Annotated in this window: 22 protein-coding genes; 19 read left to right on the top strand and 3 right to left on the bottom strand. The window is 37.4% G+C overall.

The window, feature by feature from the left end:
- Positions 1-168: 168 nt before the first annotated feature.
- From sdaAB to ACWPVO_RS05210, 11 genes are all read left to right on the top strand, one after another.
- Positions 169-837: an L-serine ammonia-lyase, iron-sulfur-dependent subunit beta gene (gene sdaAB / locus ACWPVO_RS05260; RefSeq protein WP_005955324.1), complete on the top strand. Its 669-nt coding sequence runs from the start codon at positions 169-171 to the stop codon at positions 835-837.
- A complete protein-coding gene (gene sdaAA / locus ACWPVO_RS05255) occupies positions 838-1,719 on the top strand; it encodes an L-serine ammonia-lyase, iron-sulfur-dependent, subunit alpha (RefSeq protein ID WP_454207022.1) in 882 nt (293 codons plus the stop codon).
- A 5-nt stretch (positions 1,720-1,724) separates the two neighbouring features.
- Complete coding sequence (locus tag ACWPVO_RS05250; RefSeq protein WP_148465022.1) at positions 1,725-2,960, top strand: dicarboxylate/amino acid:cation symporter; 1,236 nt, start codon at positions 1,725-1,727, stop codon at positions 2,958-2,960.
- Between the two features lie 112 nt (positions 2,961-3,072).
- On the top strand, positions 3,073-3,807 hold the full coding sequence (gene ymfI / locus ACWPVO_RS05245; protein WP_005955067.1) for an elongation factor P 5-aminopentanone reductase: 735 nt from the start codon (positions 3,073-3,075) through the stop codon (positions 3,805-3,807).
- Positions 3,808-3,884: 77 nt separating this feature from the next.
- Entirely contained in the window at positions 3,885-4,715 is an 831-nt protein-coding gene (locus ACWPVO_RS05240) for a bifunctional 5,10-methylenetetrahydrofolate dehydrogenase/5,10-methenyltetrahydrofolate cyclohydrolase (RefSeq protein ID WP_454207019.1), read from the top strand.
- Positions 4,716-4,812: 97 nt separating this feature from the next.
- Positions 4,813-5,715, top strand: a complete 903-nt coding sequence (locus tag ACWPVO_RS05235) for an arginine deiminase-related protein (RefSeq protein WP_454207017.1) — start codon at positions 4,813-4,815, stop codon at positions 5,713-5,715.
- A 1-nt stretch (position 5,716) separates the two neighbouring features.
- The gene (locus tag ACWPVO_RS05230; RefSeq protein ID WP_005955075.1) at positions 5,717-5,893 is read left to right on the top strand and encodes a hypothetical protein; all 177 of its coding nucleotides are present in this window, start codon (positions 5,717-5,719) and stop codon (positions 5,891-5,893) included.
- A 23-nt stretch (positions 5,894-5,916) separates the two neighbouring features.
- A complete protein-coding gene (gene srtB / locus ACWPVO_RS05225) occupies positions 5,917-6,660 on the top strand; it encodes a class B sortase (protein WP_454207015.1) in 744 nt (247 codons plus the stop codon).
- Positions 6,661-6,994: 334 nt separating this feature from the next.
- A complete protein-coding gene (locus ACWPVO_RS05220) occupies positions 6,995-7,624 on the top strand; it encodes a redox-sensing transcriptional repressor Rex (RefSeq protein WP_413012998.1) in 630 nt (209 codons plus the stop codon).
- 47 nt (positions 7,625-7,671) lie between these two features.
- On the top strand, positions 7,672-8,547 hold the full coding sequence (locus tag ACWPVO_RS05215) for a DNA-3-methyladenine glycosylase family protein (RefSeq protein WP_454207013.1): 876 nt from the start codon (positions 7,672-7,674) through the stop codon (positions 8,545-8,547).
- 6 nt (positions 8,548-8,553) lie between these two features.
- Positions 8,554-9,237: a DUF554 domain-containing protein gene (locus tag ACWPVO_RS05210; protein ID WP_454207011.1), complete on the top strand. Its 684-nt coding sequence runs from the start codon at positions 8,554-8,556 to the stop codon at positions 9,235-9,237.
- Between the two features lie 88 nt (positions 9,238-9,325).
- Here the strand turns inward: ACWPVO_RS05210 and ACWPVO_RS05205 are convergent, their stop codons facing one another.
- Positions 9,326-10,480: an aminotransferase class I/II-fold pyridoxal phosphate-dependent enzyme gene (locus ACWPVO_RS05205; RefSeq protein ID WP_454207009.1), complete on the bottom strand. Its 1,155-nt coding sequence runs from the start codon at positions 10,478-10,480 to the stop codon at positions 9,326-9,328.
- 142 nt (positions 10,481-10,622) lie between these two features.
- On the opposite strand from ACWPVO_RS05205, the gene murA reads away from it, so the two are divergent.
- The 8 genes from murA (at position 10,623) to ACWPVO_RS05165 (ending at position 18,627) form a co-directional block, all read left to right on the top strand.
- A complete protein-coding gene (gene murA, locus ACWPVO_RS05200) occupies positions 10,623-11,870 on the top strand; it encodes a UDP-N-acetylglucosamine 1-carboxyvinyltransferase (RefSeq protein WP_285074323.1) in 1,248 nt (415 codons plus the stop codon).
- A 15-nt stretch (positions 11,871-11,885) separates the two neighbouring features.
- Positions 11,886-13,412 (top strand): ABC transporter substrate-binding protein, encoded by a 1,527-nt coding sequence (locus ACWPVO_RS05195; protein WP_454207007.1) that lies wholly within the window; start codon positions 11,886-11,888, stop codon positions 13,410-13,412.
- A gap of 67 nt (positions 13,413-13,479) precedes the next feature.
- Positions 13,480-14,409 carry an ABC transporter permease gene (locus tag ACWPVO_RS05190; RefSeq protein WP_454207005.1) on the top strand — a complete coding sequence of 310 codons (930 nt, stop codon included), beginning with the start codon at positions 13,480-13,482 and terminating at the stop codon, positions 14,407-14,409.
- A gap of 7 nt (positions 14,410-14,416) precedes the next feature.
- Positions 14,417-15,259: an ABC transporter permease gene (locus ACWPVO_RS05185; protein ID WP_060800531.1), complete on the top strand. Its 843-nt coding sequence runs from the start codon at positions 14,417-14,419 to the stop codon at positions 15,257-15,259.
- A 1-nt stretch (position 15,260) separates the two neighbouring features.
- Positions 15,261-16,217 carry an ABC transporter ATP-binding protein gene (locus ACWPVO_RS05180; RefSeq protein ID WP_454207003.1) on the top strand — a complete coding sequence of 319 codons (957 nt, stop codon included), beginning with the start codon at positions 15,261-15,263 and terminating at the stop codon, positions 16,215-16,217.
- Between the two features lie 4 nt (positions 16,218-16,221).
- The gene (locus ACWPVO_RS05175) at positions 16,222-17,022 is read left to right on the top strand and encodes an ATP-binding cassette domain-containing protein (RefSeq protein WP_282924241.1); all 801 of its coding nucleotides are present in this window, start codon (positions 16,222-16,224) and stop codon (positions 17,020-17,022) included.
- Positions 17,023-17,114: 92 nt separating this feature from the next.
- A complete protein-coding gene (locus ACWPVO_RS05170; protein WP_454207000.1) occupies positions 17,115-17,783 on the top strand; it encodes a metallopeptidase family protein in 669 nt (222 codons plus the stop codon).
- Positions 17,776-18,627 carry a DnaJ domain-containing protein gene (locus ACWPVO_RS05165; RefSeq protein WP_454206998.1) on the top strand — a complete coding sequence of 284 codons (852 nt, stop codon included), beginning with the start codon at positions 17,776-17,778 and terminating at the stop codon, positions 18,625-18,627. The genes ACWPVO_RS05170 and ACWPVO_RS05165 overlap by 8 nt, the downstream gene beginning before the upstream one ends.
- Before the next feature lie 108 nt (positions 18,628-18,735).
- Here the strand turns inward: ACWPVO_RS05165 and ACWPVO_RS05160 are convergent, their stop codons facing one another.
- Together ACWPVO_RS05160 and ACWPVO_RS05155 are read right to left on the bottom strand one after the other, a co-directional pair.
- Complete coding sequence (locus tag ACWPVO_RS05160) at positions 18,736-19,497, bottom strand: hypothetical protein (protein WP_454206996.1); 762 nt, start codon at positions 19,495-19,497, stop codon at positions 18,736-18,738.
- Positions 19,494-20,060 (bottom strand): RNA polymerase sigma factor, encoded by a 567-nt coding sequence (locus ACWPVO_RS05155; RefSeq protein ID WP_454206994.1) that lies wholly within the window; start codon positions 20,058-20,060, stop codon positions 19,494-19,496. Before ACWPVO_RS05155 ends, ACWPVO_RS05160 begins: the two co-directional genes overlap by 4 nt.
- Between the last annotated feature and the right edge of the window lie 63 nt (positions 20,061-20,123).

The following is a 20,123-nucleotide window of genomic DNA, read 5'->3' as shown; positions in this document are numbered from 1 at the left end:
GTTTACCGCAAAGTATTATATTGCGTTAATAGATTGAAGTGGATGCTTAAATTTTTTAAAGAACAAATAAAGAGAAATAAGTTAATTATCCAGTCTTCAAGTGTAATTTCATTTCACAAATTAAGTTTATTATGCTAAAATAAGGTCTAAGAAATAAGGAGGAGTCCAATGAAAGAGTATAGTTCGTTTGAAATTCTTGGACCAATAATGGTTGGTCCATCATCATCTCATACTGCAGGCGCTTGCAAAATCGCTAGATTAGCAGCCAAAATATGTCCAGATGATTATGAAAGCGTTGAGTTTTATCTTCACGGTTCCTTTGCTTTTACCTACAAGGGCCATGGAACAGATAGGGCACTTCTAGGCGGCATTATGGGTTTTAAAACCTATGACAGTTCTATAAGAAATGCCTATGAAATTGCAAATGAGAGAGGAATAAAATACTCCTTCATACCAATGAATCTTGGCGAAAACTATCATCCAAACACAGTAAAGATTAAATTTAATTACAAAGACAGAGATAGCGAATATGTAATCGGATCCTCAATTGGTGGGGGAAATATGAAAATTGTTGACATCAATGGAATCCAAGTTGATTATGACGGTAAGTTCCCTACACTCTTATTCCAATATCCTGAACAAAAGGGTGTTATAGCAGATGTATCGACTATACTTGCTAAGGAGTCCTACAACATTGAATCTATAAATACAAGTAAGGACGAGCTTACAAATATAGTAACTCTTACAGTTGAACTTGATGAAGGTGCAAGTGAGAGTGTGTTAAATAAATTGTTAAATAATTCCAGATATATTACATCAAAATATGTGGAGGTTTAAATGTTAAATACAGCTAAAGAAGTTATTGAAGCTTGTGATAAGGATAATATTCACATCTATGACTTGGTCCTTCAGGGAGAAACAAAGGCCCTTAAGATGACTGAGGAAGAGATGAAGAATAAGATAAGGGAAATCCTGGAGGTTATGAAGGGATCTTCCCAAGAAACACTAGAAAAATCCTTTGAAACTGAATATAAAATGATAGACGGCTTTGCAAAAATGATGAACGACTATCAAAAAGATAAAGACCCTTTAACTAGCAAGTTTCTAGTTAGGGCAATGGCTATGGCCTTTTCCACATCTGAGACCAATGCAAATATGGGAACTATTGCGGCAGCGCCTACTGCTGGAAGTTCTGGTATTATGCCAGCAGCCTTAATGGCAGCTAAGGAAAAATATGGCTTAGATGACGAGGTTTTGATAAATGGACTATTGACATCAATAGGAATAGGGCAAATTATTGGTAAATATGCAACGTTCGCTGGTGCTGAAGGTGGATGTCAAGCAGAATGTGGATCTGCCAGCGCAATGGCAGCTGCTGCATTAGTTGAAATGCTTGGCGGAAGTCCAGAAGAAGCACTACAAGCAGCCAGTATTACACTTATTAATGTAATGGGGCTAGCCTGCGACCCAATAGCAGGACTAGTAGAGTATCCATGTACCTTTAGGAACGCATCAGGCGTTATGAATTCTTTCATATCAGCTGATATGGCACTTGCAGGTATTAAATCAATTGTTCCCTTTGACGAAGTTTGTCAAGCTATGGGAGAAGTTGGTCACTTGCTACATGAATCTATTAGGGAGACTGGTCTTGGAGGACTTGCAGGCACAAAAACTGGCCAAGAAATTAGGGCTAAGTTTTTAAATATTAAGGAGGATTAAAGAAAATGAAGGAAAAGAAAAAAATAGGTCTAATTCCTAGACTTATTATTGCAATTGCACTTGGTATTCTTGTTGGACAATTTTTACCAGAAGTAGTAACTCAAGTAGCAATTACAATCTCAGGATTATTTGGAAAGTTTTTGAACTTTATAATTCCACTAATGATTATTGCCTTTGTATCTAAGGGTATTGCAGACCTATCAGAAGGTGCTGGAAAACTTTTAGGAGCAACAGTTGCATTAGCTTATGGATCTACACTAATTGCAGGCTCATTATCTTATACAATGGCAAGAAACATATTCCCAAGCTTTATTAAACCAGAGCTTGCAGAAGAAATTCAAAAGGCAACAGCAAATGAAGTTGCACCATTATTTGAAATTCCACTTGGACCTTTCATTGATGTAACAGCAGCTCTTGTTCTTGCATTTATGATTGGACTTACAGTTTCTGCCCTAAGAGCTAAAGGATCTGGAGAAGTATTTTACAAAGCTATCAATGAATTTAACGAAATCATAAATCTAGTACTATCAAAATTTGTAATTCCACTACTTCCATTCTTTATCTTTGGTAACTTCTGTAACCTATCATATTCAGGTTCAGTATTTGCAATTCTTGGAATATTCTGGAAGATCTTCATCTGCATCATTGCACTACACCTACTTTATATAATATTACAATTTTCAGTTGCAGGTGCATACACAGGAAGAAATCCTTTCAAATGTTTAAAGGAAGCACTTCCAGCTTACCTAACAGCGGCAGGTACACAATCATCTGCAGCAACTATTCCAGTTAACGTTGCTTGTAACAGAAAAATGGGTGTTACAGCTCAAATTAGAGAATTCTGTATCCCACTTTGTGCAACAGTTCACTTAGCAGGATCTATGATTACTCTTACAGCTTGTGTATTCACATTACTTACAATGTTTGATATGCCACACTCTTTCCCACTACTACTTAAGTTTATCGCAGTTCTTGGAGTTGCCATGGTTGCAGCACCAGGTGCGCCAGGTGGAGCAGTAATGAGTGCCCTTCCGTTCCTACCAGTTATTGGAATCGAATCATCAGGAACACTTGCTACAATTTTGATTTCACTTTACCTAACTCAAGACTCTTTTGGTACAGCTTGTAACGTAACAGGCGACAACGCTATTTCAATGGCAGTTGAAAAAATCTATTACAATCACATTGTAAAGAGACCTATCCCAGAAGAAGACTTCGAAGACGGTAGAATAAACCTATAATTTAAAAGCATATTTACCGGAAAAAGCTATGTCATTGACATGGCTTTTTTCTTTTGCAAAATTATTTTTATAAATTTGGTATAATGAAGTAAAGGTTGGTGGAAGACACAAGATGAAGACTGTACTTATTACTGGTGCCTCACGAGGAATTGGAAGAGATATTGCAAGAAGACTTGCAAGAGAAGACTACAGAGTAATTATTAACTACAACAAGTCAGAAAAAGAAGCTAAAGAATTGGAAAAAGAAATTAGAGACATGGGTAAAGACGCCCTTGCCCTAAGGGCAGATGTGAGAAAATTTTCTGAAGTTGAAGACATGTTTAAGGAAGTTGAAAGAAGATTTAAGGGAGTTGACATCCTAATCAACAACGCTGGCATATCTTCTTATGCCCTCTTCCAAGATATTGACGAAGAGACTTGGGACGAGATCTTCGATGTAAATGTAAAGGGAGTTTACAATGCAATTCACGCAGCTCTTCCCTACATGCTAAAGAAGCACTCAGGAAAAATTTTGAACATGACATCCATTTGGGGAATAGTTGGTGGATCCATGGAGAGTCACTACTCAGCAACAAAGGGTGCCATTAATGCACTTACAAAGGCCCTTGCGCAAGAACTTGGCTACTCAGGCATAAGTGTTAATGCAGTTGCCCCAGGTGCAGTTGACACACCAATGACAAGAGAGATAGGGACAGACAACCTCTGCATTTTGTCAGAAGACATACCCATGGGTCGACTTGCAACTACAGAAGAGATCGCAGAACTTGTGGCCTTTATGGTATCTGACAAGAACTCCTACATGACGGGACAAATAATTTCTCCCAACGGTGGAATGATTGTCTACTAAGTAAAAATTTGATGCGCAATAAAATTTGATAAATAATTTTTAAAAATAAAAAAGAAGCTCTTACAAGAGGAGGTAATATGACAAAGATTTTATATGCCAAGGACTATGTTGAAAAAAAGACTAGGGACCTAGTTGAAAAAGTTGAAAAGTTAAAGGACAAACCAATAATTTCTATTATAAGAGTGGGCGAGGACTATGGATCACTTGCTTACCTCAAGGGAATAAAAAAGTCTGCAGAAAAACTTGGAGTTAGTGTAGACGTAAATGAATTCAAAGAAAATGTAAGTCAGGAAGAAATATTAGACTGCTTAAAGGGCTTAAACCAAGACAAAAGGGTTGGGGGCATACTTGTCTTTAGACCTCTCCCAGAGTCTATTAACGAAGATGTAATTTCTCTTGCTATTGATCCAGAAAAGGATATTGACTGTATGAATCCCATTAACAGGGCCAAGGTCTATAGCGGCCACCTTGATGGTTTTATCCCTCTTGCATCAAAGGCAGCCCATGAGCTCTTAGGTTTTTATGGCTATGAACTAAAGGGCAAGGACGTGGTAGTCATTAACCATTCTAATGTTGTTGGGAAACCTCTTGCTATGATTTTGTTAAGTGAACTTGCAACTGTAACAGTTTGTCACGTTGGCACAAGGGACCTTAGAAAGTACACTAAGTCTGCTGATATAATTTTCACTGCCATGGGAAGGGCAGAGGTTCTTGACGAAACTTATTTCAAGGAAGATGCAGTTGTAATTGACATAGGAACTTCGAAGAACAAGGAAGGTAAGTATCGTGGCGACCTTGATGAAGAAGCTGTCATGGGAAAGATTGGAGCCTTCTCTCCAGTGCCTGGTGGAATAGGAAGCATTACTAACCTCCTACTTCTTGAGAATGTAATTAACTATTACTTGTGAGTAAAATTTTATAAATGAAAAATTTATCCCTCCTTGGTGGAGGGTTTTTTATTGGAAATTTGTTATAATTGACTTAATTGATGTAAAGGAGAAATCTATGATAACAAATAAGGTAATTTTAGTTAGGCCCTACGCCTTTAATTTTAATACAGAGACAGCAGTAGACAATGTTTACCAAGTCAGCCCAGAGAAAACTTCTGAGGGAGAAATTCAAGAGAGGGCTTTAAAAGAATTTGACCAAGCTGTGGAAGCTTTGCGAGAAAAAAATATTCACGTTGATGTCATTGAGGACTTTGATGATAAGACACCAGATTCAATTTTCCCCAACAATGTCTTTGTAACCTTCCCTGGCAAAATTTTTATTTCGGAAATGTACACAGACAATAGGAATGAAGAGTACGATAAAATCCTCCCACAACTTAAGAAGATTCTTGACTACGAGAGGGCTGAAATAGTTGACTTCAGAAATAATGAAGGAAGAGTCCTTGAAGGGACTGGAGCTGTTGTAATAGACAGGTGGAATAATATTTGCTACGGAAGTCTTTCAAAGCGTTGTGACAAGGGCGAATTTTTAAAATTTTGCAAGGCCTTTGACTTAAAACCCGTTTACTTTAGGTCCAAGGACAAGGGAACTTACATCTACCACACTAATGTCTTGATGATGGTGGGTGAAAATTTTGCAATTATTGCAGATGACTTAATAGTAGAGAATAAGGAGGAAGTTCTAAAGTCCTTAAGAGAGTCAGGTAAGGAAATAATTTCTCTTAACCAAGAAGAGTTTGATAACTTTGCAGGAAATTCTATTGAACTAAAGGGCCATGACAAAAACATTCTTGTTATAGCTCAGTCAGCCTATGACCACCTTAGAAAAGAAAATAAAGAAAAAATTGAAAAACAGGATGAGATCCTTCCAATTGATGTTGAAACAATTTCAAAATATGGTGGTGGATCAATAAGGTGCATGATAGCAGAAAATTTCTTTGACATAAGGGAGGGTTGATATGGATTTATTAAAATGCCTGGCTTTTATAATTTTTGCCATCTTTTGGGCAAGACAGGTCCCCGAAAATTATAAAATATATAAGGAAGACAAGTCATGGGAAAATTTTTTGATACTATTAGGAAAAATTTTAATGGTCATAGCCTCAATAATCTTGGCAATAGGAGTGTATGTTTAAAGTAAAAAGGAGAGGGAAGTCAAGTGAAGAAAAAAATCATAAATATAATAGAAATTCTTCTTGTGATAATCTTGCTCACAAGTCTTTACAGGATTTACAACTACAACAAGGAAGACAAGAACTTTAAGTCTGCCACAAGAGAAGTCCAAGAAAAATTTGAGAGAGAAGAAGTTAAAACTTCTAATCCAGGACTTGATGAGAAAAAGAAAAGGGACCAAGAGGCCATAGAAAAAATTGAGGCCCTAAGAAAAGACTACCCTTCTGTTGTTGGTTGGATAAGAGTTGGTGGGACAGATATAGACTATCCCATAGTCAAGGGAAGTGACAATAACTACTACCTAAACCACAATTACAAGGACGAGTACAATGTTTTCGGTGCAATCTTTATGGACTATAGGAACAAGGAAGACTTCTCTGACCAGAACACAATTATCTACGGTCACAACAATCAACGTGCCGGTAATTTTAAGGACCTTCACAAGTATGAGGATAAAGATTTCTTTAAGGAAGACAGGTTTATAGAAATTTATTCACTTAGTGGCTACAAGAAATACAAGGTCTTTGCAGTTTATAATGCTGACCCTTATGCTAAGTTTAGGAGTCCATCTTATAGCAATGAAGAAGGCAAAAATCTCTTGGCTTACATCAAGGAGAGAAATCTTGTAAGTGGGGTCATGCCAGAGGAAATAAAGGACATACTAACCCTACAAACTTGCTCGCCTGGAGATACAAGGCTTGTGGTTCAAGGAATTTTAGTTGATGAATAGAAAGTCGCCTTAGGGCGATTTTTTTTATGTAAATTTTTATTGATTAGTAAATAAATACTAACTCGTAACAAATCATAAGTTCATAGAAAGATAGGACTTAATAAAAAACTATAAGTTTATGGAACAGCACAAATTTATAAAAAAGTACAAGCTCGTAAAAAAGTACAAGCTCGTAAAAAAGTACAAGCTCGTAAAAAAGTACAAGCTCGTAAAAAATTACAAAGTAATAGTAAAACACAAAGTCATAAAAAATAATAAACAAAAAAAGATATTTTCCTTTAATTTACAAAAGTTGCAAAGATTGTTATAATATAAACAATTAGGAGGTGTTAATTTGCCGAAGAATGCAAGGGGTATTTCCGAGACTGTAATAAGGAGAATGCCAGTTTATCACAGGTACTTAAAAGAACTCATAGAAGATGGAGTTGAGAGAGTTTCTTCAAAGGAACTTAGTGGACTCACAGGTTTTTCTGCTTCGCAAATTAGACAGGACTTAAATAATTTTGGGGGATTTGGCCAACAGGGATATGGTTACAACACCAAGGCCCTTAAAGACCAGATTGATAAAATTCTTGGAATAGACAAGTCTTACAAGAGCATAGTTATTGGTGCTGGTAGATTGGGACAGGCCATTGCTAGATACAATGGATTTAGAGATTCTGGTTTTAATGTGATTTCACTTTTTGATATCAAGGATAACATAGATGACATAAGTGGGATTAAGGTCCGTAAGATGGAGGACTTGGAAAAATACATAAGAGATGAAGGGGTAGATGTTGCCATTATCACTGTGCCTAGAGAAGTCTGCCAAGATGTGGCTAACAAAGTGATTGATGCAGGTGTAAGGGGAATTTGGAACTTCGCACCCTACGACTTAAAGGGACCAGAAGGCATTGTAGTTGAAAACATAAGACTTAACGATTCACTTCTAACCCTATCTTATTTTATGAAAGAAATTAGCTGACCTATTATTTTATAATAGGTTTTTTATTTATAGGAGTTTTGTTTTTAATGAAGATAAATTTTGATGAAGGTCTTTGCAAAATTAGTGGCCTAGAGGAGTTTGATCCCAGAGATATTTTCACTTGTGGTCAAGCCTTTAGGTGGTATGAAGAAGAGGACGGGTCCTTTACTTTTGTAACTCATGGCATAGTTGCCAATGCAAAAAAAGTTGGAGATGAAATAATTTTAAAGGGAGTAGATGAAAAGTCCTTTGAAGAAATTTTTTATGACTACTTCGACCTTTCTCGTGACTACAAACTTGTAATGGAAGAGCTTGCCCAAGACGAGGTCATGAAGGATGCCACAGACTATGGTAAGGGGATAAGGATCTTAAACCAAGACAAGTTTGAGACAATTATTTCCTTTATAATTTCTGCCAATAACCAAATACCTAGGATCCAAAAGGCAATTGAAAAGATTTCAGAAATGTATGGTGACTATCTTGGAGAAGATGAGAATAGGAAATACTATGCCTTCCCAAGTGCTCAACAGCTTGCCCTTGCCAAGCCAGAGGACCTTCGAGAGTTTGCAAGAGTTGGCTTCCGTGACAAGAGGATAGTTGAAGCCTCAAAGCTAATTGCATCAGGTCAAGTTGACATAGAAAGGATTTCTGAAATGGACCTAGAAGATGCCAGAAAGGAACTTCAAACTCTTCCAGGAGTGGGACCAAAGGTTGCCGACTGCATCCTCCTCTTTGCCTTTGACAGGAAGGAGTCCTTCCCAGTTGACGTTTGGATAAAGAGGGTCATGGAAGAATTATACCTAAAGGAAGTTACACCAAAGTCCAAGATTGCCACACGTGGCAGGGAAGTCTTTGGTAAGAACGCAGGCTTTGCCAACCAATATCTCTTTTATTATGGAAGAGAAAATAAACTTGGAAAGTAGGTTACCATGTTAGGAGTTTTTGTAAATGCAATGGTAGTCTTAGTCCTTGGACTCCTTGGGTCCCTTGTAGGCCATAGATTTCCAAAAAAGACCCAGGACTCTATAATGAAATTTCTTCCCCTTTGTGTCATAGCAGTAGGGATAAAGTCCGCCCTTGAAGGGAATGTCATCGTCATGATAGGCTCCATAGTTATTGGACTTATCATTGGTGAAGCAATAAATATTGAAGACAAGCTTGACAAGTTTACAAATTTTTTAATGAAGAAGTTCGTCAAGGGTCAAGATGAAAACTTTGCAGAAGGCTTTATTAGTGCCAGCTTAATTTTTTGCGTCGGGTCCATGGCAATCCTTGGAGCAATTGACGCTGGCGTCAAGGGGAACAATGAAATCCTCTTTACCAAGTCCCTTATGGATGGGATAACAGCCTTCTTCTTAGCGGCGACCTTTGGCAAGGGAGTTGCCTTCTCGTCCCTTCCTATTTTCCTTTATCAAGGCCTAATGGTATTCTTATCTGGCTTCTTACTTCCAATTTTCACACCAGAAGTTGCAGGCAACCTTTCAGGAACAGGTGGCGTAATAATAATTGCAATTTGCCTTTCAATGTTAAAGCTTGTTGACTTTAAAATTGCAAATTCTATGCCAGCAATTTTTATTCCAATTATCTATGGGGCAATTTTAAAATTTATTTAAAAAGAAAGACTGAGTTTTTTATGACTCAGTCTTTTTTGATGAACTTCTATTTATTACTTTAAATTTTTAAGTTATTTTCAAAAACAAATTACTTTTGAAAAATTTCTAACTTTTCTATCCTATCAAAGGCTTCGTTGATCTTGTCTTTATTAACTGTTACGGCAATTCTTATAAAGCCGTCGCCAGCAGAACCAAAGGCCTTGCCATCTATTAGGTTTACGTGAGCCTTTTCCAAAATTTCTTGCACAACTTCATCAGTTGTCATGCCTGGAACTGAAATTTTTGGGAAGATGTAGAAAGTTCCCTTAGGTCTCATAACTTCTACATGCTTTAATTTTTTTAGTCTGTCGTAGGCAAGGTACATCCTTTCCTTGTATTCTTCGGCAAGTGGTGGGCAGATTCTCTTTCTTTGATTAATTCCCACAACTCCTGCGTACTGACAAAGTGTTGGTACAGAATAGACTGTGTTTGTGTGAATGGCAGTCATGGACTTGATGAGGTCCTTGTGGGCAACAATGGCACCAAGCCTCCAACCAGTCATTACATAGTCCTTGGACATGGAGGAGATGGAAATTACTCTCTCAAAGTTCTTGTCCCACTTAATCATTGGAGTGAAGGCAGACTCATAAGAGTAAATTGTGTAGATGTCGTCACAAATAACCAAGATGTCGTGCTTAACTGCAAGGTCATAAATTGCCTTTAGGGTCTCGTCACTATAGACTGCTCCCGTCGGATTGTTGGGAGTGTTTATGATGATTGCCTTAGTCTTTTTATTTATTAATTTTTCAAGTTCTTCTGGGATTATGTCAAAATCATTTTCAAATTTTGTGTCGTAGAAGACAGTTTTAGCTCCAGCCATGTCGATTTGGTCTGGGTAGACGCTGAAGTAAGGCGAAGGAACTATTACTTCGTCGCCTTCTTCTAAGAGGGCTTGAAGGATTAAAAACATTCCTTCAGTTCCTGACATAGTAATCATAACTTCATCAGGGTCACAAAAAACTCCAAAGTCATCTATATAAAAATTTGCTACGGATTCTCTTAGACCTATGTAGCCTTGTGGATCTTCGTAGTGAGTGTGACCTGCCATTTGTGAGTCGTAGGCTTCTTTTATTATTGCCTCGTCAGTCATGAGGTCGGGGTCACCAACGCCAAAGTTAATAAAGTCTGGATAGATGCTAGAGTAGTCTACAGCATAAATTGATTCTTCTACATTTCTATATTTTTCACGGATGAATTTCTTCATGAGAACCTCCTTTTAATTTCTAATAATTTATTCTAACACAAAGGGGTGTTTTATTAATAGTCTTGTTTTAATCCCTTAATTTAATAGATTCTCTATGATATAATTAAATTAATATAAATAAAATTTTATAGGAGGAATCCTTTTGGATAAAATATTAGTAAAATCAAAGGGCCCACTAAAGGGCAAGGTTAGAATTTCAGGTGCAAAGAACGCAGCTCTTCCAATTTTAGCTGCAACAATTCTTGGGACAGAAGAAATTGTTTTGGAAGACGTGCCTGAGTTAAAGGACGTTGAAATCATTACAGAAGTTCTTAGAGGGCTTGGACTTAAAATAGAAAAAGATGGAAACAAGCTTGTAATTGATCCAAGTGGCCTTAACTCTTACGAAACTGACTACGAACTCATGAGCAAGATGAGGGCATCCTTCCTTGTTATGGGACCACTTCTTGCCAAGTTAAACAAGGCCTATAACTCCCTACCTGGTGGCTGCAACATTGGCTCAAGACCAATTGATCTTCACTTAAAGGGTTTTAAGGCCCTAGGTGCAAATATAGAAATGACTCACGGAGAAATCAAGGCTGAGTGCGACAAGCTTGTGGGCACAAGAATCTATCTTGACTTCCCGTCAGTTGGAGCAACAGAAAATATTATGACAGCTGCAGTCCTTGCTGAAGGCGAAACTATTATGGAAAACTGTGCCATGGAACCAGAAATTGTTGACCTTGCAAACTTCCTTAACAAAATGGGAGCCAAGGTAATGGGTGCAGGAACTTCTACAATAAAAATCAAGGGCGTAGAAAAGTTAGGAGGTTGCACTCACCAAATTATTCCAGATAGGATTGAAGCGGGAACCTTTATGGTAGCTGCGGCAATTACTGGTGGAGACATAACTATTGAAAATATAATAACATCCCACCTAAAACCAGTTATAGCAAAGTTAGAAGAAACTGGTGCAAAGGTAATAGAAAATGGAGACACTGTTAGGGTTGTAGGTACAGATGATATTAAACCAATCGAAATAAAAACCCTACCACATCCAGGTTTCCCAACAGACTTACAGGCACAATTCATGGCCCTTTTAACTCAAGCCGAAGGACAATCTTCCATTATAGAGACAGTTTTTGAAAATCGCTTCATGCACGCAGAAGAACTTAAGAAGATGGGTGCAAAAATCAAAGTAGTAGATAGAGAAGCTATACTTTTGGGTAAGAACAAACTATACGGATCCAAGGTTGCTGCAACTGACTTAAGAGCAGGAGCTGCCCTTATACTTGCAGGACTAGTTTCTGAAGGCGAAACTGAAATTTCTGAAATTCACCACATCGACAGAGGTTACGAAAAAATTGAAGAGAAATTTAGAAATCTTGGAGCAGATATAAAAAGAGTCTAAGAAAGGAAGATGATAATGAAGAAAAGAGTAATTATTGGAATGCTTTTAGTGCTTTCGCTGTTTATGACGGCTTGCTCCTCTAAGGACAAGTCAGGAGAAGAAGGGAAGGTATTAAAAGTTGCAGTTTCTGAAGATACTACAACGCTTGAGCCTAATGCACTAAATGATGATTACGCAGAAAATATTTTAATTCAAGTTTATGATACTTTAGTAAAGAGAAACGCAAAGGGCGAACTTGTAAATTCACTTGCAGAATCAATTGAAAACCCAGACCCACAAACTTTTAAGATTAAATTAAGAGATGGAGTTAAGTTTTCTGATGGAAGTCCACTTACTGCTGATGATGTAATTTTTACACTTCAAAGAGCAGCAGGAAGTGAAAAGTTTAAATCTTTTTATGGCAAGATAGATCCAAATTCCTACAAAAAGGAAGATGATTTAACTTTTTCCTTTAAGTTAACTGAACCAGACGCTGCCTTTTTAAATTCACTATCACACCCAGCTGTGTCTATTGTGTCTAAGGCCTATGTAGAAGGTGGAGCAGACCTTGCTACTGCACCAATGGGAACTGGACCTTTCGTATTAGATGAATGGGTTCAAAATGATCATGCAACTTTCTCAGTAAATGAAAATTATTGGGGAGACAAGCCTAGTATTGCTGGCATCGAAATGAAGGTAATACCAGAAGCTTCACAAAGAATTATTGAACTTGAATCTGGTGGAGTAGACCTTGCATATAAAATCGACCCATCAGAAATTCCTAATATAGAAGAAAACAAGGATCTAACTCTTTACAGAAAATTAGATAACTCAGTTCACTTCATTGGATTTAACATGGACAAGGCTCCTTTCGACAAGAAGGAAGCAAGAGAAGCTATGGTAAATGCAATTGACATGAAGACAATTTTTGAAACTGTTTATATGAATAGTGGAAAGCTTGCAACAAGTCCAATTAACCCTAACTTCAAATATTCTATAGCAGATTCTCTTGAAGCAAACAAAGTTAACAAGGAAAAGGCAAAGGAACTTTTTGCTGCTGCAGGAGTAGGGGAAGGCACAAATATTTCCATCTACACATCTGACAACACTCAAAGAGTTAATGTTGCAACTATGATGCAAGCCCAATTGAAGGAATATGGAATTGGTCTTAACATAGAAAGACTTGAGTGGGGAGCTTTCATGGATGCCCTAAAGAGAAAAGAGCACAACATGTTCATCATGAGCTGGAACCCATCAATTGTGGATGCCCACTATGAACTTTTCCAACCTTTCCATTCATCAAACAAGGGTGAGGGACCAAACTTTATGTACTTTGGAAATGAAGAACTTGATAATTTAATAAAAGAAGGTCTTTCAACAGTTGATGATGCAAAGAGAGCAGAAATTTACAAGAGAGCTCAAGAGATTATAAATCAAGATTATCCATGGTTATACATTTGCTATGGTGAAACACTTGTGGCAGCTAACAGTAGAGTAGAAGGACTTCAACTACTTCCAAAATATCCACAAGAACTTAAAGATGTAACTTTATTAGAAAAATAATTTTTTTGAAATTCACCAAGTTCTTATTTGGTGAATTTCGTCTTTTCTAGGAAAGAAAGGATTAGATATGACAAAATATATTTTAAAGAGACTCTTAATTTTAATACCTACTCTCTTGGGAGTAAGCTTTATAGTCTTCTTGCTCCTCTACCTTTCTCCAGGTGATGCTGCTCTTGCTGCAGCTGGACCCAATGCACCTAAGGAAACAGTAGAGGCAATAAGAGAGAGCCTTGGACTAAATGAACCCTTCCTGGTTCAATATGGTAATTACTTAAAAAACTTGGTCCTCCACTTTGACTTGGGAACAAGTTACCAATCAGGGAGGTCTGTTACGGCAGCTCTTTTAAGAGTTTTTCCAACAACAATTAAGCTTGCAGGTGGTGCCCTTATGATTGCCATTGTAATGGGAATATCCTTTGGGGTCCTTGCAGCCTTAAAGAAAAATACCTTTATAGATTCTATAATCACAGCCTTTGGAATGGTGGGCCTTGCAATGCCAATCTTTTGGTCAGGCCTTTTACTTATAATAATTTTTTCTACTAAGTTAAAGATCTTGCCTGCTTCAGGATTTTCATCTATTAAGCAGATGATCCTCCCTTGGTTTGCCCTGGGTTTTCAATCCTCTGCTGTTATTATGAGGATGACAAGGTCGGCAATGTTAGATGTCTTGGACAAGGACTACATTAGGACAGCCTATGCTAAGGGACTTTCAAAGTCTAAGATTATTTTTGTTCATGCCCTAAAGAATGCAATGATTCCAGTTATAACTACTATTGGACTACAAGCTGGTGGACTTCTTGGTGGAAGTATTTTGACAGAGACAATTTTTTCTATTCCTGGTATTGGAAGACTAATGGTTGATTCCATAAAGACTCGTGACTACCCAATAATACTTGGAGCAATTATGCTCATAGCCATAGTTTATTCAGTGATTTCTATTGTGGTTGACATCCTTTATGGATTTATAAATCCTAGAATTAAGTCAGAGTACAAGTAGGTGGACTATGATAAAGAGATTTAAAACATTTTTTAAATATTATAGTAGGAACAAGATAGCAGTCTTTGCCCTTGGGATTTTAATTTTAATAATTCTTGCGGCAATTTTTGCGGACTTCATAGCACCCTACGACTACACAGAACAGTTCCCAAAAGACAACTTCTTGAGACCAAGCTCTGAACACTTAATGGGGACAGACAACTTTGGCAGAGATATCTTTTCAAGAGTCCTAAAGGGAGGGCAAATTTCTCTTAGGATTGGATTTTCTTCTGTAATTATTTCTACATTTATTGGAGTTATAATTGGAGCCTTTGCAGGTTACTATGAAGGAGTCTTTGATGCCATAATCATGAGGGTCATGGACACAATCTTATCTATCCCACAACTTGTTCTTGCAATTGCTCTTGCAGCAGCTCTTGGTGGTGGAATGAGGAATCTGATCTTAGCAGTTTCCCTTTCATCAATACCATCTTATGCAAGGATTGTCAGGAGTCAGGTTATGGCTGTGAAGAACTTGGAATATATTGAATCGGCAAGACTTGCTGGAGTCAAAACCTTTAAATTAATTTTTGCAGAAATTCTACCAAATTGTTTTGCACCAATAATTGTTCAAGCTACAATTGGAGTGGGAACTGCAATCCTATCAGCAGCTTCACTTTCCTTTATTGGAATGGGAATTATGCCACCGGAAGCAGAGTGGGGTCAAATGCTTTCTGAGGGAAGGGCTTATATAAGGAACTATCCTCACATTACCCTCTTCCCAGGTATGGCCATTGCCCTAACTATTTTAGTTTTAAATATAGTTGGTGATGCCCTAAGAGATGCCTTTGATCCAAAGTTCAGGAGGTAGTATGTTATTAGAAATAAAAGACCTTGAAGTTTTTTTCAAAAGCTCCCAAGGTATTGTCAAAGCAGTAAACAAAGCAAATATAAATACTCGTGATGGTAAGACAACTGCCATTGTAGGAGAAAGTGGTTCAGGCAAATCCGTAACATCTCTTGCCATTATGGGTCTTCTTGACAAGTCATCTCTTGAAAAAATTTCTGGAGAAATAAATTTTGAAGGCAAGAACTTACTTAAGTCTTCTCCCGAAGAACTTAGACGTATTAGGGGGAATGAAATCTCCATGATCTTCCAAGAACCCATGACTTCACTTAACCCAGCCCTAAAGGTTGGCTACCAAATGTCAGAGGTCTTTAGGGCTCACTTTAAGATGGATAAGAAGACTGCCAAAGAAAAGTCCATAGAGATGATAAAAAAAGTTGAGATCCCTAGACCAGAGGAAGTTTACAACTCATATCCCCACGAACTTTCTGGTGGTATGAGGCAGAGGATTATGATTGCCATGGCCCTATCATCATCTCCTAAGCTCTTAATAGCTGACGAACCGACAACAGCTCTTGACGTTACTATCCAAAAAGAAGTCCTAGAACTCATGAAGAAATTAAAGGAAGACATGAATACTTCCATTATTTTCATAAGCCACGACTTGGGAGTTGTCTCTGATGTCGCAGACTATGTCAATGTAATGTACGCAGGTAAGCTTGTGGAAAGAGCCAAGGCTGAAGACATTTTCAAAAGGCCTCTTCATCCCTACACAAGGGGACTCATTAAGGCCATACCAAGTGCCCACAAGAAAAAGGATGAGCTCTACACAATTAGGGGATCAGTTCCCAACCCAATAGGGCTTCCTGACTGCTGCAACTTTTGCGACAGGTGCGATGAGAAAATGAAAATTTGTGAAGAGAAGGCCCCTGAAGAAGTTGATGTTGACGGACAAAAGGTAAGCTGCTTCTTGTACAGGTGATACTATGGAAGATAAAATAATTTTACAAGTTAAGAACTTAAACAAGGAATTTAATATTGGCAAAAAAAATACTCTAAAGGCAGTTAATGATATTTCCTTTGACCTTAGGACTTCACACACTCTTGGTGTTGTTGGAGAAAGTGGGTCTGGTAAGTCAACTCTTGCAAGGTGCATTATGGGACTCTATCCAGATGCCACAGGAGAGATTATTTACAATGGAAAGAATATTTTAGAAGAGAACCAAAGGGAGCTAAAAAAATATAGGAAAGACGTCCAAATGATTTTTCAAGATCCCTACTCATCACTTAACCCAAGAAAAAAATGCAAGGACATAATTGCATCGGGCATAAGAAATCTTTTGGGAGAGAGGGACAAGGACAAGATCCACAAAAAAGTTTTGGAGACTATGGAAATTTGTGGCCTGTCAGAATACCACATGGAGAGGTATCCTCACGAGTTCTCAGGAGGACAAAGGCAGAGAATTTCTATTGCAAGAGCTCTTGCTGTTGATCCAAAAATAATTATTGCTGACGAACCAACTTCAGCCCTTGACGTTTCTATCCAAGCACAAATAATTAACTTGCTGGAAGACCTCCAAAGAGACCTAGGACTCTCTATGATTTTCATATCCCACGATCTCTCAGTAGTTAGGCACGTGGCAGAAGAAGTCCTCGTAATGTATCACGGCGACTGCGTGGAATACGACGAGTCAGAAGAAATTTTTGAAAACCCAAAGATGGACTACACAAAAAAACTTTTGTCATCAGTGCCAGGTAAAAAACTCGCTGCCCTTGATGAGATATAAGATGTGTGGAAAATTTTAAGCTTGGGTATTATAATTAAATAAATTAGATAAAACTGTAGGATGCTACAGTTTTTTATTTTGTAGGTGAAAAGATGCAGGACTTTGACGAGAAAAAAATTTTTTATAGCCATGGAGAAAATAATTTTGATCTTCCTCTTGATATAATCCAAGATGTTTATGACAAAAGAGAAGATGAGATGCCTTTGAATTCAAGTGAAAACATTGAGCCTTCTAAAGCAAAGGAAGATGAATCTTTAATAGATGATGTTTGCGAAACTTGTGAGACTTGCTATGAATCTTTTGAAGAAGATAAAGAAGAAGGTCAAGAAGTAAATCAAAGTGAAGAAATAGATTTAGAAAATGATTATGACGAGGACTCCTATTATCTTGAGAGGATTGATGAAGTCCAAGAAATTTTGGAAGAAATCTGCGAGTCCATACCAGCCTATGCCTTTGACCATCTAAATGGTGGTATAATCTTATCAGAAGATAAGAAGTACCACGCCGAGGCCCGCAATGATGACCTATTAATAATGGGAGAGTATCAAAGGTCTATTCTTGGCAACATGATAAAAATTTACTACGGGTCCTTTATGGAGATGTACAGATTTTCATCGAGAGATAGGCTGAAGGAAAAACTTGAAGAAGTTCTCCTCCACGAGTTCACCCACCACTTAGAATTTTTGGCAAATGAGTGGGGACTTGTCATTGAAGACGAAAAGTTTTTAGAAGAATATAGAAAAGGGATAGATAATGAATAAAATTTTAGGATATTTTTATAAGGGTTTGGGGAAATTTTTAGACCTCCTCTTGACCTTCTTAATTGTAATAGTAAATATTGCCGTGGATATCTTCTCGGCAGTGAGAAGATTTTTCTTGTACATAATTTCTATGGGAGGCTGCTTAATAATATTTTTGCTTTTAAATCCCTTTGCATGGAGGGGCTTGGCGAGAAATGAGTGGCTCTCAACCCTAATAGTCTTGGCAATATTTGTGCCAATACTTGGCAATGTGTCAGAATCCTTCTTGAAGTACGCCCACTATGTGGTGACAGAATTTTTCTACGACAGGGCAGACCACTATCTCCTTGGCAAGGAAAATGAATTTGAAAACATCTCTGGCTACGGAAGAGCTTACTGGGAAAAGAAGGAAAGAGAAAGAATTAAAGCAGAAGAAGAGAAGAGAAGACAAAGAGAGGAAGAGTACAGACAAAGGTTTGAGGACTTTGGTGGTTTTACTTGGACAACTTTTGACGACTTCTCACAATTTGAAGAATTCTTTAGGCAAGCAGGCTATGGAGGATTCTATGAAAACCAAGGTGGATCCTATGGCAACAACTACGGAGGCTCCTATGGTGGCACTTCATCATCTGGAGGCTACGGCTTTAAGGACCAATACGAATCTGCCTGCGACACTCTTGGTGTAAACTACACAGCAGACAAGTATGAAATCAAACTTGCTTACAGGAAGATGGCGAAAAAATATCACCCTGACCTTAATAAGGAAGAGGGAGCAAAAGAAAAATTCCAAAAAATAAATGCAGCTTATGAATTCTTAAATGATACAAATGTGGAAATGTATAAGAAGATGACTGGGACAAATTAAAATTATAAAAAAGAAAGGACCACAAGGGTCCTTTTTTGGTGTTTAGATTTTTAATTTTTTACAACTATCTAATTTATAAGAAAAATGTTTTAACTAACTGCGAAAAAATTATTTAATAATTTCTTCTGCCATCTTATAAAATTCGTTTACGTCCATATTATCTCCAGCCATTAAGGCATATTGGATTCCTTTGTAGTCAAAGATTAGGTGCTTTGAAGCATCTTCTTCTCTTTTATCTGAACCAATAGCTAGGTTAAAGAAAGGATCCTTCTTTGATCTTTCAAGTTCTTCTTTTGTCGCATCTTTTTCATCTGGTAAAACGACACTTTCCAACCTTGAATAATAAACTGGCACGCCCTTAATATCTCTCATTTCATGATAAAATTGTTCATCAACAGTTTTTGAATTGTCGGGACGTTTGTCAATTGAGAGCATTACTATATCGCCATCAGCATTTTTATAGTCTACATCAATTGCCTTTCTCTTATTTAGTTTTGATCCAGCATCATCAATATCTGCTATATTATCCATTGTGATTCCATCAAACTTATAGTCTCCTAAACTTTCTGGGGCATAGGCATCGAAACCAGCCTTCTTTTCTGCCTTGGCCATGTCAGTATAGTTTGTGTAGTTATAAAATGATGTTGAAGATGAAATTGTTCCTGTGATTTTTCCTGTTGCAAAGACGCCCACTGAAAGGACAAGGGCAGCAGCTGCTACTAATACAAATCTTTTTTTCATTTTAAATTCTCCTTTTTCTCCTTGCGAATTGATCTCTAAATCAATTCTATTTTTAAGATAATCAGAAGGAGAAGAACTTTCAACAGACTTATTGAGTTCATTTTTTATATACTTATCAAAATCTTTCATAATAACTCTCCTTCATATTCTTCATTTGTTTTTAAAAGTTCTTTCTTTAAATTTCTTCTGGCCCTATAAAGTCTTGACTTCACTGTACCCTGGAAGGTCTTGCAAATCCTAGCGATTTCCGCTATGGTAAAGTCGTTGTAGTAATAGAGGACTAGGACTTCTCTTTCCTTTTCCTTTAAGTTCATGAGGGCATCTTGGATCTCAGACCTTTCTGCAAAGTCATCTTCTCTAAGATAGGTTGGACTTTCTTCAGCCTTATCAAGTACAAATTCATCGGGCAATTCCCTCTTTCTCTTCTTGTATCTTGTGTAGGAAGTGTTCTTTAAGATTGAGAAGATCCAGGGCCTTAATTTTTCAAAATCAGAAAGAGATTTTGCGTTTTTATAAATAGAAACAAAAGTGTCTTGGAGGACATCTTCTGCGTCTTCCTTCTTGCCCAAGATCAAGAGGGCAGTCCTAAATAAGACTAAGTAGTATTCCTGGTAAAGGAGGTCAAAGGAATCTTTGTCGCCAACTTTTAATTTTTCAAAATCTTCTTTTGTAAATTTTATTTCACGATTCATTTTATCCTCCTCTCTTAGATGCATCTACTTATTAGACTATTTAGGACACAAAAAGGTTCATTT

It is taken from the genome of Peptoniphilus sp. Marseille-Q6390 (genome assembly GCF_965119475.1).
This window is presented reverse-complemented; position numbering and strand designations above follow the sequence as displayed.

What these genes read in the sequence shown, in the direction of transcription:
- ACWPVO_RS05170 (WP_454207000.1), top strand. Translation starts at nt 17,115, where the DNA reads ATGCAGGACTTTGACGAGAAAAAAATTTTTTATAGCCATGGAGAAAAT.
- ACWPVO_RS05165 (WP_454206998.1), top strand. Translation starts at nt 17,776, where the DNA reads ATGAATAAAATTTTAGGATATTTTTATAAGGGTTTGGGGAAATTTTTA.
- ACWPVO_RS05180 (WP_454207003.1), top strand. Translation starts at nt 15,261, where the DNA reads ATGTTATTAGAAATAAAAGACCTTGAAGTTTTTTTCAAAAGCTCCCAA.
- ACWPVO_RS05205 (WP_454207009.1), bottom strand. Translation starts at nt 10,480, where the DNA reads ATGAAGAAATTCATCCGTGAAAAATATAGAAATGTAGAAGAATCAATT.
- ACWPVO_RS05175 (WP_282924241.1), top strand. Translation starts at nt 16,222, where the DNA reads ATGGAAGATAAAATAATTTTACAAGTTAAGAACTTAAACAAGGAATTT.
- sdaAA (WP_454207022.1), top strand. Translation starts at nt 838, where the DNA reads ATGTTAAATACAGCTAAAGAAGTTATTGAAGCTTGTGATAAGGATAAT.
- ACWPVO_RS05230 (WP_005955075.1), top strand. Translation starts at nt 5,717, where the DNA reads ATGGATTTATTAAAATGCCTGGCTTTTATAATTTTTGCCATCTTTTGG.
- ACWPVO_RS05210 (WP_454207011.1), top strand. Translation starts at nt 8,554, where the DNA reads ATGTTAGGAGTTTTTGTAAATGCAATGGTAGTCTTAGTCCTTGGACTC.
- ACWPVO_RS05195 (WP_454207007.1), top strand. Translation starts at nt 11,886, where the DNA reads ATGAAGAAAAGAGTAATTATTGGAATGCTTTTAGTGCTTTCGCTGTTT.
- ACWPVO_RS05190 (WP_454207005.1), top strand. Translation starts at nt 13,480, where the DNA reads ATGACAAAATATATTTTAAAGAGACTCTTAATTTTAATACCTACTCTC.
- ACWPVO_RS05215 (WP_454207013.1), top strand. Translation starts at nt 7,672, where the DNA reads ATGAAGATAAATTTTGATGAAGGTCTTTGCAAAATTAGTGGCCTAGAG.
- ymfI (WP_005955067.1), top strand. Translation starts at nt 3,073, where the DNA reads ATGAAGACTGTACTTATTACTGGTGCCTCACGAGGAATTGGAAGAGAT.
- ACWPVO_RS05185 (WP_060800531.1), top strand. Translation starts at nt 14,417, where the DNA reads ATGATAAAGAGATTTAAAACATTTTTTAAATATTATAGTAGGAACAAG.
- ACWPVO_RS05160 (WP_454206996.1), bottom strand. Translation starts at nt 19,497, where the DNA reads ATGAAAGATTTTGATAAGTATATAAAAAATGAACTCAATAAGTCTGTT.
- ACWPVO_RS05240 (WP_454207019.1), top strand. Translation starts at nt 3,885, where the DNA reads ATGACAAAGATTTTATATGCCAAGGACTATGTTGAAAAAAAGACTAGG.
- ACWPVO_RS05155 (WP_454206994.1), bottom strand. Translation starts at nt 20,060, where the DNA reads ATGAATCGTGAAATAAAATTTACAAAAGAAGATTTTGAAAAATTAAAA.
- ACWPVO_RS05250 (WP_148465022.1), top strand. Translation starts at nt 1,725, where the DNA reads ATGAAGGAAAAGAAAAAAATAGGTCTAATTCCTAGACTTATTATTGCA.
- ACWPVO_RS05235 (WP_454207017.1), top strand. Translation starts at nt 4,813, where the DNA reads ATGATAACAAATAAGGTAATTTTAGTTAGGCCCTACGCCTTTAATTTT.
- sdaAB (WP_005955324.1), top strand. Translation starts at nt 169, where the DNA reads ATGAAAGAGTATAGTTCGTTTGAAATTCTTGGACCAATAATGGTTGGT.